This is a genomic window from Wandonia haliotis (assembly GCF_039523435.1).
GTDB lineage: Bacteria > Bacteroidota > Bacteroidia > Flavobacteriales_D > Crocinitomicaceae > Wandonia > Wandonia haliotis.
In genome coordinates, this window is the sequence record NZ_BAAAFH010000022.1 from 695,766 (window position 1) to 710,826 (window position 15,061).

Sequence of the window (15,061 nt, forward strand, 5' to 3'; positions counted from 1 at the left end):
AAAATCAGCGCTTTTACAGGCTTTCAGTACTATTCAATAGAGAAAACATAGTCGATTAGTTCATCCTGAGAGTTGATTTCCATCTTTTTTCTCAATCGCAGGTTTGTCTTTCGAACCGAATCAGGAGATATCCCCAATGTGCTTGCCATTTCAGCATTCGATAAGTTTAGTCTGATTAAACAAGCCATTCGCATTTCTGCATTAGTAAGTGTTGGAAAATTCTTAAGTAAGGTATCGAAAAACCGCGGGTGCAATTTTTCAAAAATCTTTCTGAATCCGATCCAGTCTTCTTCGGTTAGCAAAGTGTAATCCTGTAATTTTTCAAGCAATTCCAGTTTTTCCTGCTTCAGTTCTTCGTCTTCGTTCTTTTCATTCAGTTTTTCAACCTCAGAACTCAAATCCCGAATGAATCTGTTTTTATCATTAATACTCCGTAGTAACTGATTGATACTTTCTCTTGCGTTCTCCAGTTCTTCATTAGCCAGTTTTGCCTTATACTCAAGTATACTCCTGTCTTTTCTACGTTTTAGTTGTTCCTGCCGAATTAAAACGGTTAGAAAAAGAAGAACAACAATGCTTGTAACTATTACAAACCAAACCAACCTCGATTCCCGCTCACTCTCTTCCTTCAAAAAGCTAATTTCAGCCTCCTTTTTCTCAGCAAACAAACGAAGTTCTACCGATTTCAACCTTGCGTCATCCCAGTCTCTCTGCATCTCATCTTTAATACGCATTGCTTGTTGGTAATCATTCAATGATTGTTTACAAACCCCTTCAGAAGCATGATACATACTTCTCACGATATAATATGTGTAGGGTAATTTCTCGTTTGCCTTAATAAATAAGTCTTTTGCTTCGTCAAGACATCTTTTCACCTCTTCCCAATTCTCCAGATCTATATTATAACGGGCAATTGAAACCTGAACATTTGCTGCACTTATATAATTTCCAGATTCAAGACTGTATTCGTAATCGACATAAAACAGTTCCAGTGCTTTTTCAAGTAGTCCCATTTGTTTATAATTTGCTGCTATATTACCCGAAATAAGCCCTACCCAAACCTTACTATCCAACGTAACAGCTTTATCAATACCGATATTGTAATAGTAATTCGAGGAGTCATATTCCATAAGTCCGGCATATACCAACCCCATTGTATTATACACATTTTGAGGCTTATCGCTTAATTTAACCGGATGTTTGTGCCAGATCAACAAAAAATCCCGCGCTTTTTCATAATCTCCGAAAAAATAAAAAATATGCCCTAGTTTATCACATAACTCAGAATAGACCCCCATTTCCTGTAAGTTATTCTCTTCAATGATTGATTTACTCCTCAAAAATGATTCTATACTTTCAAAAAACTTTCCCTTCCTGAAAAATGTATTTCCTACCTGATAATAGTAATTGGCCAGACCATAAATTCCGTCTTGTTCCGAAACTCTTTCTGAAGTATATGTAATAAAATTTATCAGGCTGGAATCATTATCAAAATGATTTACACGAATGATATTGGCAGCCATGTCATTTGCAGAACTACTATTTGATACCAACCAGTAATCGTAAAGTTTAATTGCTGAGTTTTCAGTGAATACCGTATCATTCACTGTAGCATAAGCTCCTGTAAAAGAACAAATAAAAGATAAGATAAAAAACGAACGCAATACCAACATTTTATCGGGGAAGCCCTTTACAATAAATAACTTAGACATAATGTAAAGTTAAAGCAAAATAGTAAATGGTTGATCTGAAAAAATAAAATTGATAGTAAATTACCGAATGAGACTTACATGTCCTTTATAAAAAAATACGTTGTCTTTGAATTCGTGACCAAATTTTAAAGTCCATAAATAAAGACCGTCCGGACACATATTACCTCCGAAATTGCCATCCCATCCCACGGAGGGATTCATGGATGAAAATACAATTTCTCCCCATCTGTTATAAATGGTTAATTCATAGTCATTAGGATCAAACCCTGCTGTCATAACCGGGCGAAAAACAGGATTAAATTTGTCTTCATCAGGTGTAAATGCGTTCGGAACAAAAAACAATAATTGTTCTCTTACTTCGACGACCTGAGTAGTCGTATCTGAACATCCGGCATCTGTTACAACAACCAACGTTACTGTATAATCAGCTGCGACTCCCTGTTCATAAACATGAGATGGATTTTCCTGAGTATTCCCCTGCCCATCCCCAAAATCCCATTCATTTGTATAGTTGAGCGTAGAGTTGTTTGTAAAGTTTACTTCAGGAAAGTCAGAGTATACCTGTTGCGGACCATAGGAAAAATCTGCCACCGGTAACGGATCTACACAAATCATATTACTAACAGACCCTGTTGCCACACATAAGCCATCTGTCACCGCTGTAAGTGCCACATCGTAACAACCGGCAACGGGAAAAACATGTGTAAATGAGTTATCTGCAGTATATTGTGACCCGTCAGACAGTTGCCAGCTATAGGTTGTATTTGGAGAGGCAATAGTCTCATTTACAAAACTCACTGTCAACTCTTCACATCCTCTTGTTTTATCACTTGAGAATTGTATTACAGGAACAGATGAAATCTGTAGGTTAAGTGAAGCTGTATCATTCATGCATACTCCTTCTGCTTCGAGAACGTATGAAATTGTATAATTCCCTTCGGGGATCAATTCAGGTGAAAGCAAATCGTTTGCTGTATCAAATGCACCTCCTACTATAGGATCAACCACCCAGTGTCCTTGTTGAGATGGTTGTACTATGTCTAACAAACTAAACAACGAGGTATTGAAATCGCTACTGTTACAAAGGTGTAGGCTCACATCATTTCCGGCTACAGGCTGCTCCGCGATTGACAACTGCCAATGTGAAGTGTCATTCGGACAAAACGTTCCCTGTTTTACATAAATCACATCAAAATCACCGGATACGGAGGATAAATTGAGTATTCCATTTGCAGACAGGTTTCCGTTCAGCACAGGATTCTGCGTTGACCAGCTACCATCCTGAGTAATCCCCGAAGCCAGATGATCGACCAGGTCTACCTGATTTGAACTATTACAAAACTGAACATACGCATCACTTCCTGCATCCGGACGTTCTTCCACTGCCACGTTCACATTATCCGAAGCCACACATCCGTTCGGCGATGTAACTGTCACCTGATAAAGTCCCGCTGTATCTGTCTGAATTGCACTACTTACATGACCTGTATTCCATTGGTATGTGGCCGGATTTGATTGTGCAGCATCAAAAGTAACCGATTCACCCCGGCAGATTGTCTGGTCCGGCCCCAGATTTACCACCGGACGAGCTTCTACTGTGACATTGATAGCATCTGTAGAGGTACAGACCGGTCTGAATGTAATATCATCCAATGCAAAGTCATTTCCGGCATCTAATGTGTTTTGATTAATAATAGCAATCTCTGCTGTTGTATTCACCCCTGAATTCCATGTAACAAAAAACTGCTGCCAGTTACAGGTTGACCAAGGGAGATTGAGTTGAGCACCAACTTGTACTCCGTTAATCATAAACCGTAGCGTCCCCGGATTATCTGCAACAACAGATGCTGCCCAAACAGAAAATTGATAATCCGTATTCGGAGAGATGGTAACAGTCTGTTTCCAAACAACTTCATTCTGAACATCCGAACCATTTACAACCAGCATTGATCCGGAACTATTTCCCGATGTATGATCAAAGCAATACGAAAAATTATTGTGTACAAGACTTGAGTTAGACGTAACTGCGAAAGTTCCCGGATCAGAAAGCAGCCCCCATGTTCCACCGGGACCAACGATATAATCACTTTGGAAGCCTACATTTCCTCCCGAAAAATCACCATTCTGCACAACATTTCCCTGTAATTTCTGCACGGTAAGTGAATACGTTCCTGAAGTTAAAACTGTAATTGAAGAGCTACGACTTCCCGTATTCCACAAATAAGAATCATAAATATTCGGAGTACCTAACGTGATTTGTTGCCCCTGACAAATAACCGTATCATTTCCCAAACTCAAAGGTTGGAAACCTGATCCACACTGTCCGAAACTCAACCCGGACCAGAGCAAACAGAACACAATATGAAACAAATATTTGCCTGACATAGAAGTAGCTCTTTTTAATTTGATGATGTAAAAACAAAGAAATAATAATAAACTACTTCAGTCAAATAACTATGCGGACAAAAACGGGACAATCATCTATTCTATCTTACTGAAAACACGCTGATAGGCAGTATCTCCGCTAATTTCTTGTCGCAGGACAAGATCATTTTCTCCTATACTTTCAATTTTAAACCGGTTCACATAAGCGGTATCAATCACCCCTTCTTTTATTAACAAAGAATCAACTTTATCCTTAATAATAAACTCATAAGGGAAATCAACAAAAGCCGTATCCTCTTCACTATAATACTTAATCAGCAAATCACAATAGGCTTCTTTTTTCGAATTACATGTATAGAAATAAAAATCACCTCCCATATACAATGGGTCAATTTCACTCTCCAAAACGGATTCTCCGGCAATAATTTCAGACCGAATTTCTTTCCATTGCCCATCTATTTCCTTAATCGCCTTTTTATCTTTATTACAAGAAACAACTAGTACTGCTGTCAATAGTGTAAAGGTAAACTTCTTCATGCTTCTTTTATTTTGTGAAAACGTAGGACAAAAATACAGCCATTCCTGACTTCAGCGCCTCTTCTTCTACTTTAAATTTACTATTATGCACTCCAAAGATGGCATTTACAGCTTCATTTCGCGTTCCCATTCGAAAAAAACAGGCCGGAACTTCCTGAGAGTAATAACTAAAGTCCTCTGCTGTTAGTCGTATTGGAAGATCAACAACGTTCACCTCTCCGAGTATTTCTGTTGCGCACTTCTTAACCTGTCCGGTTATTTCCTCATTGTTCTCAAGAAACGGATACCCCTTGTCAATAACAACATCTACCTCTCCCCCCATTGACCGGGCGATAAAATCAGCCTGTTTTCGGATCAACTCATGTGCTTTGGAGCGCCACTCCTCATTCATCGTACGAAAAGTACCTTTCAGAAAGGCCTGATCCGGAATCACATTGGTTGCTCCAAGTGCTTCAAAATGTCCAAACGAAAGTACACAGGGTATTTTAGGATCACAAGATCTACTAACAATCTGTTGCAATTGGACGACAATAGAACTTCCTATAAGAACAGGATCAATAACCTGATGTGGCATTGCTCCATGCCCTCCCTTTCCTTTAACTGTAATAAATATTTCATCACAGGAAGCCATATACATCCCTGGTTTAAAACCTACTTTTCCTTGTTCAAGTTCAGGAAAAACATGTAAGCCCAAAATTTCTGTTACCCGGGGATTTTCCAACACTCCCTCTTCTATCAGAACAGAGGCTCCTCCCGGCAACTTTTCTTCTCCGGGTTGAAAAATAAATTTTACCGGTCGCCGGAGTTGTTCTTTATTTTCCTGTACAATTTTGGCTACTCCTAATAAAACAGCCGTATGTACATCGTGACCACAAGCATGCATCACTCCCGGTTTCCCGGACGAAAAACTCTCTCCTGATTGTTCATGAATAGGTAATGCATCCAAATCAGCACGTAACGCCAAACAAGGCTCATTCTCCATCCCTTCAGGTGCAATTACTGCAACCACTCCCGTTCTACCGATACTTACCGGTTGTATTCCTGCTGCTGTGAGTTTTTCCTTTACATAAGCTGCTGTCTCATACTCTTCGAAGGACAATTCAGGGTGTTGATGGATATGCCTTCTGGCCGTAACCACCTCATCAAACACGTTTTCTACTGCCTGTTTTATCTCCTGATTTGTCATACTTTTTCTTTCTCTGCTATTCTATATTCGGTAACGATCAAATATCAAATCCTAAAGAGAACTGTACACGGGGTCGATTTGCAACTACTCCGTCATTTAAGCCCCATCCAAAATCCAGTCGCATAAAATAACCGAACAACATGGCTCTAAGACCTGTTCCAAAACCTAAAATTAATGGTTCTCTGGCATTTTTTATCTTTATGGTGATCGGTTTTTGTTCAATCACTTGTGTATTGAAATAATTTTCCGGTGAATAGGGGTGTGGTCCGGTCCATGCTGTTCCCAGATCCATAAACCCTATAATTTGAAAACTCCTGAGAAATTCGCTCTTGACCGGATACTTAGAGAAAAAAGAAACAACAGGCAAACGCAATTCAGAATTCCAGACTGCGAATGAGTTTCCATTTCTTGAGTTTTGCAAAAAACCGCGCATTGGGCTGGCTAAAGTCTGATATCCATAGGATTGATTCGGGTCTACTTCAACAGTCTGATCAAAGTGTGGATTCGGACGGATCATCCAGTTATCCACGCCTCCCATATAATACACAAGTCGTTGATTTCCTAATGAAGTCGCTCCTGCCAGTCGATTCACCCAGATAAAGTTCTTAAACAAACGTTGGTAATGCCGAAAATCAAGACCAATATTCAAAGTATTTCCATAGGGACTAAACTGATTCATGTATTCTACAAAAAACTTGAATTTTGTACCTGCCTGTATGTTTAACTGTAACTTTCTGGCATTATCAAAAACAAGCTCAATCCGGGCACTTGCCTGATGGTAATCTCTTGTTGGCTCAGCAAGTGTCTGATCACTCACTGCGAGAATGGTATTTCGGTCAAAACGATACCCGTATATTCCTCTCAAACTCCAGGTTTCAGAAAACGGATACGACATAAAATGTTTCACCTCATGAATCGCCCATTTAAAAACAGCTCCTGTATTTCTATCCCTATCACGGAGAGACTGTCGGTATAAAATCAATCGGTGATCCAATCGTTTCTTCAAAAAGTAAACTTCTCCCAAAAACTCTCCTGAAGCCAGATCAAAAGGGATGCGCATACCCCCTACTAACTTATAGTCTTCAAACACATCACTGAAACCGACTTTAGCCAGTGCGTTAAGTCCGGGATTAAAAAACATCGTTCCGGGACCCGAGTATCGTTGGTAGGCTTGGCTCATAAACTGATTATCCAGTTGAGCAACCACAAAATCTTTGGCAAAGTTGACCGAATAAACTACCTCGCGCGGTTTTTCATAGGCATATATATCTTCTTCGTTCTTATTTCCCTTAGCACTTTCCTTGTAGACAAATCCATTTTGCTGCTTTTTCCGACCGATAACAGCTACACGTTTTCGGTACAAGCTATCCTCTTCACGGGTTTCGATACGAATATGTCCCAACTTCCCTCCTTCAATACTATCCTTCTGTGATTGATAATCAAAAACAGTTTCTACCTGCTTAGTAACTGTATTGCTATTACGCTGCTCTTCTCTTATCCGCTCTTCTTGCTTAAAACGTACATCGACCGGAGTTTCTACTTCCTTTTCTCCGTCTGCCCTGACTAGTTTGTATTTACGGTTCCTGTTAATCAGTGCCAGTAGTTTACCCGCTTTATCATCGTATTCAATTTCCAGAATAGAACTATTCCAATTGGTTACCGGCCGAATTAAAGAGAAATAATTATAGTGAACAACTGTATCTATATGAGTAATTACAGAATCCCTCTTTGCCCGGTATACATTATATACTCCACTTTCATCCGACAAAAAGGCGTACTCTCCTTTTGAGTACTCAATCGGAAATACCTCATCGGCAAAAGGTGTATCTGTTATCCGAAGTAATTTTACCCGGCTTTTATCGTATCCGTTAAGATCCAGAATAAAAATATCTCTCCTCTTTTTGATGGGTTGAATTTCAGGATCGGCACCTGTATTATAGATTGTATCCGACATCCGATTGGAACTAAATATAATGCGGGTAGAGTTCTCAACAAAGCGCGGATGGGTATCATCCCAAATATCATCTGTTAATTTCTTGTGTGAATTTCCCTGTAAGGAATATAAATACAAATCGGTATAACCATGCGACACTCCTGAAAACACCATCATTTTTCCATCATCCGAATAGTCCATACTCAGAACCTTATCCAGGTTATGTAGTACTCTTTTGGTATTCTTTCCATCTTCCAGTGTATGAATATATAACCGCAATTCTCCCTTTCGTTCGGTAACAAAAGCCAGCGCAGCACTCTGCGGGTGCCAGGCTAAAGTTGGAAAAGAGCGATCAATGGTTCGGTATAACCTGGGTTCAGCACTGAAAATCGTTTTTGTCTTCCTGCTACTTCGATCAAGTAATTTCACTTTATACTTTCCCAAATGATTTTCCACGTATGCCAGAAAACGACCATCCGGACTGGCTTTAAATCCATAATAAATCCGACCTTTTTTCCTTTTAAAAACCTCCTCTTCCGTATCCGGATCATCCTGTGTGACTACCTCCTTTGCATATTCCGACTTGTAATAATCGGCCATCGTCCTGATCAACTCATTAACACCTCCGCCAATTACGTTGGTAAATCCCCTGTCAGGATTGCGCGTAATGCGTGTCAAATAAACGATGTTAGGAATCACTTCTTTACCAAAAGTAATATCTATAAAGTGCCACATAGCATGACCTGCAATCTCAGCTTCTTCTCCCTCCAATCTTGAAAAATCTTCGTATCTACCCGATAAAAATCCATCTTTTACCCGAGCCTCCACATACGCATCCCAGGGACGTGACATATAAGACACAAAACCATTGATATACCATTCCGGGAAAGAAGCTAGTGCATTGGCTTTCAGGACATCTTTCCAATCTCCCTCAAACAACATTTTATTAAGCATCACTTCTGCCAGCGTTGCTCTGATCTGTCGGTTCAGTTGTTCGTGTGTACCTTCATAATACACAAACAACTTCGACCCTACAATACGGGTCATGCCGCCAACAGACATACTATTTTCACGTGTAATCCCGATATTACTCTGATTAAATTTCGCTTTAGATCCGAAAATGATGATATCCAGACGATCTTCCAGGCGATAATCAAAGAACTTTTCAATCTCCAGTAATTCAGCATGCACTGTCTTAGCGCAGTATTCCACTAACTTCTCTTCACCGGGATAATAATGAACTGTAAAACGTTCAAAGTTTTGGTTCTTCCATAAAAACTGATTGTACTGAACACGGTTTTTGCCGAATTCCTGATAAGAACCCGAATAGAATTGCCCGAACAAAATTGTATTCAGCAAAACAAAAAAAACACTTCCAATTAGTTGTTTCATTGCCTGAAAGTAAATATAAGGACATCTTGCTTTCAAGCAAAAGAAAAGACGAGTAAGTTATTGAGAACGATCCCAACACAAAATGAAAAAAGCCATCGGTTCTGTACGAATGGCTTTTTCTGAACATAATAGTCTATTTTCTGAACGATTTACTGATACAACTGCTTCAGAAAGGCAGTAACTGAAGTAGGTTTTCTCCCCATAAGTCGTTCCATATCTGAATTTTCACTGTTCAATTCACCTTCACTCCCTGCTTGCGAAAAGCCTCCAAACATGTTTGCAAACATTTCAGGCATTCCAGCAGTAGTCACTGTTCGAATGTATGTCTCAGGATCGGGACTCGTATAACTCACCTCTTTACCACTTATCTCAGAAAGTATTTTTGCTATTTCTTCAAATGAAACTGCTTCACCGGAAATAGTATAACTCTTATTCTCATGTCCTTCCGTTATCAGAATATTTGCTACTGACTCTGCCATTTCAGCCCTCAAAGCAAATCCAATTTTCCCACTACCTGCGGGTAAATAGATTCCGTTCTCCAAAACATTTTCACCTAAAAACCAGGGCAGTAAATCCATATACAAATTATTGCGAAGTAATGTATACGTCATTCCACTTTCCTTGATAGCTTTTTCAGTTGCCAAATGTGACCCCAACACAAACTGAATCGGTGATGTTTCACGCTCAGTTTTTCGCTCCACACTGGTATACAGGATATGTTGAACACCTGCCTCTTTGGCTGCTTTTACTACATTTAATTGCTGCTCGGTTCGTTTTTCCAGGTCACTTCCGGAAACTAACACCAATTTCTCAATGTCTGAAAACGCACGTACCAAAGAATTGTAATCCTCATAATTTCCGTAAACAATATTAACACCCAATTCCTTCAGCGTTTCAGCTTTGGACTCATCTCTTACCAATGCTGTTATCATTTGAGGTTTCACTCCTTTATTCAGAAGAGAGGTGATGGTCGCCTGACCATAGTGCCCCGTTGCTCCTGTCACTAAGATTGTACTCATTTCTACTACTTTTTTTGATTGATAGTACAAAACTATGTATATTTGATATACTTTTTATATCACTATACTTTTGTATACCGGTATACAAAAGTATAGCTTAGTAAAAACAGGAACTATGATAAAAAATATTGATCTGGAAATTCTTGATAGGTGTCCGGATACTTTTGTTCTGGCGGTGAATGATACAATGAATGTACTATCAGGTAAATGGAAATTCCCTATTATCGCCTCCTTGTTATTCGGAAAGAAAAGGTTTAAAGAATTAGGACGCGATGTCACAAAAATAACTCCCCGAATGCTTTCCAAAGAATTACGGGATTTGGAGATGAATGGTATTGTAAAACGCACTGTATATAATACAGTCCCTGTAACAGTTGAATATGAACTGACAGCTTCCGGTAAATCCTTTAAAAAAGTCATGGACGTAATGCTTGAATGGGGATTGGAGCATCGAAAAATCACACTACATGATCTCGAAAAATCTCCTCTTCAAACTAAAGCGTCTTAAACTACTGACAGAGATTCCTTTCTGATATTCTTCTTGTTTTTTTACATTTATTAACACACCGGAAGACAACTCTATGCCTTTCCAGACGTTATTTTTGTACCAATAGTAGTATTTTTTATTAAAAATTAGCCTTATGAGAAGAGTAGCATTTTTCACGGGTCTGATGCTGATGACATTAGCATTTTTCGCGTGTAAGAAAGAAGAGGATGGGACGGCGCAATTAAAAGTCTATTTAACGGATGCCCCCGGTAATTTCGAACATGTATTTATAGACATTCAGGAAGTCCGGATACATTCTAACAACGGAGGATGGACCTCCTTACCAATTAATGCAGGAGTTTATGACCTGCTGGAGTTCAACAACGGAATGGATACGTTGTTATGTAATGTAGAATTACCCGTTGGACGGATATCTCAAATTCGGTTGGTTCTTGGGAATAGTAATTCTGTTGTTGTAGACGGAACAACGCATAGTTTAACAACTCCTTCCGCACAAACCAGTGGATTAAAATTAAATCTTCACCAGGAGCTGGAGGCCAATGAGTCGTATTCAATCTGGCTGGATTTTGACGCGGGAAGCTCAGTGGTTCTTACCGGTAACGGAGAGTACATTCTCAAGCCTGTTATCCGAACATTTTCTGATCTGACCAATGGTAAAATAAAAGGAATTGTAACACCAATGAATGCCATTCCTACAGTCTATGCCATTCAAAATGGTGATACGCTAACAGCCATTCCTGACAACAACGGCTTCTTTATGTTCTGTGGAGTTAACGGTACGTATGACGTTCATATTGTTCCTTCAGTTACAGGATATAGTACTGCCGAAGTAAACGGAGTACAAGCTTCTTTTGGAACCATTACAGATCTGGGTACGATACAAATTCCAAACTAATTCGGAACCCAAAAACGAGTATACAAGGACCGATCCGGAAACGGGTCGGTTTCTTTTTTTGCTCAACCCTTATCAAAATTGTACTTTTGCCAAAAATTAAGACATGCAGGTTCACAAATTTACTTTCAACGCATTTCAGGAAAACACGTATATAGTCGCTGACGAAGCCAATAACTGTGTAATTATCGATCCGGGGTGCTACACCGCTGAAGAACGTAGAGAGTTATTCGACTTCATTGAAAAGAATGCATTACAACCCCTTGCTGTTTTAAACACACACGCTCATATTGATCATATTTTAGGGAATGCGGCTGTCATTGAAAAATATGCCATTCCGTTTTACATGCATCAGGAAGACCTGACGACGTTACGGGCTGTTGCAGGCTATGCTCACCTGTATGGATTTGAAGGCTACATTCCTTCTCCTGAACCCACTTCTTATATTGAGGACGGACAGATTTTGTCATTTGGAGACATTCATTTTACGGTCATTTTTGGACCAGGACACGCCCCCGGACATGTGGCATTCTATTCACCGGAAGAAAATTTTGTCATCAACGGAGACATCCTTTTCCGGGGAAGCTTCGGCCGAACCGATTTACCGGGAGGAGATTTTGAGACGCTTCGCAATACATTATTGAACATCATGTTTAAACTTCCTGAAGAAACGGTCGTATACTCCGGTCATGGTCCGGAAACAACGATTGGGTTCGAGAAAAAGAACAACTCCATCTATCAATTTTGAGTAGCATGCAAAAGTTCTGTTACATTGCTCTTTTACGTGGGATTAATGTCGGTGGCAAGAATCGTATAAAAATGGCTGACCTTACAGCCTGTTTTATGAAAATGGGATTTGATCAGGTGACCACCTATATCCAAAGCGGAAATGTTTTGTTTCTTTCGGAAGAGAACGATAAAGATAAGCTGACATCCCTTATTGAAAAGACATTATCAGACACCTTTGATTATCAGTCGAAGATTGTTCTGCTCTCCCACTTACAGTTAGAGGAAGTTATCAAAACAGCTCCCCCTTCCTTTGGTAAGGATACGGACACCTATAAATTTGATGTATTATTTATAAAACCTCCACTTACTTCCCAACAAGCTATTGATCGAATTCAACTTAAAGAAGGTGTTGATCAGGTAGCAGAAGGTAAACATGTTGTCTATATGTCTCGCCTAAAAGCACAGGCTTCTCAGAGCTCTCTCATTAAATTATCAGCAAATCCGGTATACCAGCAAATCACGGTTCGAAACTGGAATACAACTACCAAATTGTGGGAACTGGCGCAAAAAATTACCGAAAAATAGTTCCTTTTACCCAAACAGTGTTTTTTGAATGGTTTCCTCCTGTTTAGAAGGAACCTGTAAAGACAGTCCCAATTGCTTATTAAGTTGTTCAATGAAGTAAGACGCCAGTAACGGAGACTCTACTTCGATATTTTGATGCACAAAGAAATATAACTTCTGCAGACCTTCTTTCTGCCAAATCGCTATGCGTTTCACCCAGTCGTCCAAACGACTTTTATCCGATACATGATTAGCTCCCACGTAACGAACAAATGCTTCAGGACTGGTCAGGCGCATGTGAACCATATCTCTTCTCCCGGCCGTATCGACAATAATATTGCTCATCCCCAATTCTTCCAGCAACCGGCAATACTTGTCGAATATTTCTTTTTCAGAAAACCATCTCTCATTACGCACCTCTATTCCCAAAGGAATTCCTTTGGGAAACTCTGTCAGCACTTTTTTCAATTTATCGAATTCAGAAGGTGTAACATTTTCATGTAATTGCATAAATGCCATTCCCAAACGATCCTCAAAATGACAAATTTCATCAGAGAAAGCTTCCAGCAACTCCCGCACATCAACTAGCCTTCGATAATGCGTAACCGTATTGGTTACTTTCGGAAAAAATTTAAATCCTTCCGGAGTTTTATCCCGCCATTTTTCCACCTGAAGACGATCCGGCATCTTATAAAAAGTCGCGTTCATCTCAATGGCATTGAACTGTCTCGAATAATACGTTAGCTCATCCTTTGTTCCCTTCGGATAAAACCCTTTTAAGTCTGTTTTATTCCACTTCGCACACCCCACATACACTTCCAACGGACAATCGGAATTTACGTATTTGTTCAGTATTTCCTTTGTTTCCGGAGCATCCTCCGGCATTGTGAAATCTACTGTTTCGGGATGATCCGTTTTTCCAAATTTCATAATTCTCTTTTCAACTTTTACCGTTTCTATAAAGATAACAAATGAAAATAAACCGGCACTTGTTCGTACATTCGCATGATCCGAAATAAAACAAAATTACGCGATGAGTTACAAACTAAAAGACCTGTATTCTCCTTCTTTCTACACAAACTTCGCTGAAGTGCTGAAAAAAGTGCTCCCGTCCTTTAATGCATCAGCATTTACTGAGAAAATATTTCACGCGGATTGGGAAAATATGGAGTTAAAAGACCGGATGAGGCATACATCTCTTATTTTACATGATTTCTTTCCCGAAGATTTTGAAGAGGCGACGCTCCTCATTGAAAAGAGTATAAAAGAATTGCAAACCAATCGTTTTACGAGCAGCTCTCTCGAGTTTATGTTTTTTCCGGATTATATTGAGCGTTTTGGGCTGGATCATTTCGAAGCATCCGTACAGGCAATGGAACTTGTTACACAATTTACCAGCTGTGAGTTTGCCGTCCGTCCCTTTATCCTGAAATATGGAGATCAAATGCTGGAGCAGATGTACCAGTGGTCTTTACACGAAGATCATCGGGTTCGCCGGCTCGCCAGTGAAGGAAGTCGTCCCCGTTTACCCTGGGCAGTGGCACTTCCTCAACTCAAGACAGACCCAACTCCTGTCCTCTCCCTACTTAACAATCTGAAAAACGATCCTTCCGAATGGGTACGAAAAAGTGTTGCCAACCACTTGAACGACATCTCCAAAGACAACCCGGACATAGTCATAAAGCTTGTAAAAGAATGGAGTAACATTAGCAAAGAAACTGATGCTTTACTAAAACATGGTTGCCGGACATTACTCAAGCAGGGACATCCGGAGATCCTAAAATACTATGGATTGAATACTGGAGATAAGCTAACGGTAGATCACTTTTGTATAACCACACCGAAAGTCGCAATCGGAGAACATCTTGCTTTTTCATTTACACTCCGAAACACCACCGAAGAAGAACTCAAAACCCGGTTGGAATACGGAGTTTACTACCTGCGTCAAAACGGGACACATTCCAGAAAGGTCTTTAAGATCAGTGAACGAACACTCCTTCCCGGCGAAAGCCTATCCATCGAACGCAAACAAAGTTTCAAAGTAATCACGACCCGAAAATTCTATCCCGGATTACAAAAACTCTCACTCATTATCAACGGACAGGAAATGAAACAATCCGACTTCAAACTGATTGAATAAAGACGTTGACTATTTTCTCCGAAGGAGATATTTATCCGTTTGCGTACCAAAAAATAATTTTTTC

12 protein-coding genes are annotated in these 15,061 nt (G+C 39.7%); 5 read left to right on the forward strand and 7 right to left on the reverse strand.

Annotation, left to right across the window (positions count from 1 at the left end; translation table 11 throughout):
- Positions 1-29: 29 nt before the first annotated feature.
- From ABDZ97_RS15855 to ABDZ97_RS15880, 6 genes are all read right to left on the reverse strand, one after another.
- Positions 30-1,712: a hypothetical protein gene (locus ABDZ97_RS15855; protein WP_343790042.1), complete on the reverse strand. Its 1,683-nt coding sequence runs from the start codon at positions 1,710-1,712 to the stop codon at positions 30-32.
- Between the two features lie 60 nt (positions 1,713-1,772).
- The gene (locus ABDZ97_RS15860) at positions 1,773-4,097 is read right to left on the reverse strand and encodes a PKD domain-containing protein (RefSeq protein WP_343790045.1); all 2,325 of its coding nucleotides are present in this window, start codon (positions 4,095-4,097) and stop codon (positions 1,773-1,775) included.
- A gap of 96 nt (positions 4,098-4,193) precedes the next feature.
- A complete protein-coding gene (locus ABDZ97_RS15865) occupies positions 4,194-4,634 on the reverse strand; it encodes a hypothetical protein (RefSeq protein WP_343790048.1) in 441 nt (146 codons plus the stop codon).
- Between the two features lie 7 nt (positions 4,635-4,641).
- Complete coding sequence (locus tag ABDZ97_RS15870) at positions 4,642-5,820, reverse strand: M20 metallopeptidase family protein (RefSeq protein ID WP_343790051.1); 1,179 nt, start codon at positions 5,818-5,820, stop codon at positions 4,642-4,644.
- Between the two features lie 37 nt (positions 5,821-5,857).
- Positions 5,858-9,145: a hypothetical protein gene (locus ABDZ97_RS15875; protein WP_343790055.1), complete on the reverse strand. Its 3,288-nt coding sequence runs from the start codon at positions 9,143-9,145 to the stop codon at positions 5,858-5,860.
- Positions 9,146-9,294: 149 nt separating this feature from the next.
- A complete protein-coding gene (locus tag ABDZ97_RS15880) occupies positions 9,295-10,164 on the reverse strand; it encodes an SDR family oxidoreductase (protein WP_343790058.1) in 870 nt (289 codons plus the stop codon).
- A 115-nt stretch (positions 10,165-10,279) separates the two neighbouring features.
- Here ABDZ97_RS15880 and ABDZ97_RS15885 point away from each other — a divergent pair, with 115 nt between their 5' ends.
- The 4 genes from ABDZ97_RS15885 to ABDZ97_RS15900 all read left to right on the forward strand — a co-directional run bounded on the left by ABDZ97_RS15885 (position 10,280) and on the right by ABDZ97_RS15900 (position 12,878).
- Positions 10,280-10,672, forward strand: a complete 393-nt coding sequence (locus ABDZ97_RS15885; RefSeq protein ID WP_343790061.1) for a winged helix-turn-helix transcriptional regulator — start codon at positions 10,280-10,282, stop codon at positions 10,670-10,672.
- Between the two features lie 133 nt (positions 10,673-10,805).
- On the forward strand, positions 10,806-11,567 hold the full coding sequence (locus ABDZ97_RS15890; protein ID WP_343790064.1) for a DUF4382 domain-containing protein: 762 nt from the start codon (positions 10,806-10,808) through the stop codon (positions 11,565-11,567).
- A gap of 103 nt (positions 11,568-11,670) precedes the next feature.
- Positions 11,671-12,312, forward strand: coding sequence for an MBL fold metallo-hydrolase (locus tag ABDZ97_RS15895; RefSeq protein ID WP_343790067.1), 642 nt, complete (start codon positions 11,671-11,673; stop codon positions 12,310-12,312).
- Positions 12,313-12,317: 5 nt separating this feature from the next.
- Positions 12,318-12,878 (forward strand): DUF1697 domain-containing protein, encoded by a 561-nt coding sequence (locus ABDZ97_RS15900; RefSeq protein ID WP_343790070.1) that lies wholly within the window; start codon positions 12,318-12,320, stop codon positions 12,876-12,878.
- Positions 12,879-12,884: 6 nt separating this feature from the next.
- Here ABDZ97_RS15900 and ABDZ97_RS15905 read toward each other — a convergent pair whose 3' ends face one another.
- Positions 12,885-13,787: a DUF72 domain-containing protein gene (locus ABDZ97_RS15905; protein WP_343790073.1), complete on the reverse strand. Its 903-nt coding sequence runs from the start codon at positions 13,785-13,787 to the stop codon at positions 12,885-12,887.
- A 103-nt stretch (positions 13,788-13,890) separates the two neighbouring features.
- Here ABDZ97_RS15905 and ABDZ97_RS15910 point away from each other — a divergent pair, with 103 nt between their 5' ends.
- Positions 13,891-14,997, forward strand: a complete 1,107-nt coding sequence (locus tag ABDZ97_RS15910) for a DNA alkylation repair protein (protein WP_343790076.1) — start codon at positions 13,891-13,893, stop codon at positions 14,995-14,997.
- The last annotated feature ends 64 nt before the right edge of the window (positions 14,998-15,061 follow it).